We start from the raw sequence: 1,193 nt of genomic DNA on the forward strand, positions 1-1,193 counted from the left end.
TCGCGACGGAACCCACCACGGTCACCGCCACCGCTACCACCACGGTCATCGCGACGGAACCCACCACGGTCACCGCCACCGCTACCACCACGGTCGTCACGGCGGAAACCACCACCGCTGCCACCACCGCGGTTGTCATCGCGACGGAAGGGCGGACGGTCGCTGTCCCTGCGCTCGTCACGGCGGAAGTCGCCGCCACCACGGCTGTCGTCACGGCGGAAGTCGCCGCCACCACGGCTGTCGTCACGACGGAAGCCACCGCGGTCGTCGTCGCGGCGCGGGCTGCTGGGCCGCTCGTCACGACGGAAGGACGACGGACGGTCCGCGTCCCGGCGGAAGCCGCCACGGTCGCCGCCGCCGCTACCACCACGGTCATCGCGACGGAACCCACCACGGTCACCGCCACCGCTACCACCACGGTCGTCACGGCGGAAACCACCACCGCTGCCACCACCGCGGTTGTCATCGCGACGGAAGGGCGGACGGTCACCGCCACCGCTACCACCACGGTCATCACGACGGAACCCACCACGGTCACCGCCACCGCTACCACCACGGTCGTCACGACGGAACCCACCACGGTCGTCGTCGCGGCGCGGACCGCTGGCCCGATCATCGCGGTTGAAGGCAGGACGGTCCCCGTCCCGACGGAATCCACCGCCGCTGCCGCCGCGGTCGTCGCGGCGCGGGGCGCCCTGACGGTCATCACGACGGAACGGCGGCCGGCCGCCCCGATCGCCCTCACGACGGTCGTCACGGCCACGGGGGGCACCGCCACCGCTGCCGCCACTGCTGCCGCCACGGTTGTCGTCGCGACGGAAGCCGCCACGATCACCGCCACCTCGGTTGTCGTCGCGCCGGCCGGAGCCGCCACGGTCGTTGTCTCGGCGCGGGCCGCCGCGGTAGTCACCGCGGTCACCACTGTCACGACGGCGCTGGTCGCGCTCCGGTCGCTCGTCGGGAGAGTTGGTGGACATGGGTGACTCCTGTCTTCGGTACCGCAAGTCATTCTCGCGCAGCCAGGTACCCGGCGCGCTTCGGTGAAACAAAAAAGGACCCTTGGTCCCAGCGAGTCGCTGGGACCAAGGGTCCTCCAAATTTAGTTCGGCGGCGTCCTACTCTCCCACAGGGTCCCCCCTGCAGTACCATCGGCGCTGTGAGGCTTAGCTTCCGGGTTCGGAATGTAACCGGGC

Annotated in this window: 1 rRNA gene and 1 pseudogene; both read right to left on the minus strand. The window is 70.7% G+C overall.

Going from position 1 to position 1,193, the window contains the following annotated elements:
• Positions 1-1,004, minus strand: a pseudogene (locus tag ACFYW9_RS41415) (hypothetical protein); the annotation flags it as partial.
• A gap of 98 nt (positions 1,005-1,102) precedes the next feature.
• A 5S ribosomal RNA gene (rrf, locus tag ACFYW9_RS41420) occupies positions 1,103-1,193 on the minus strand; the annotation flags it as partial.

The organism is Streptomyces sp. NPDC002698 (genome assembly GCF_042888945.1).
Lineage (GTDB): Bacteria > Actinomycetota > Actinomycetes > Streptomycetales > Streptomycetaceae > Streptomyces.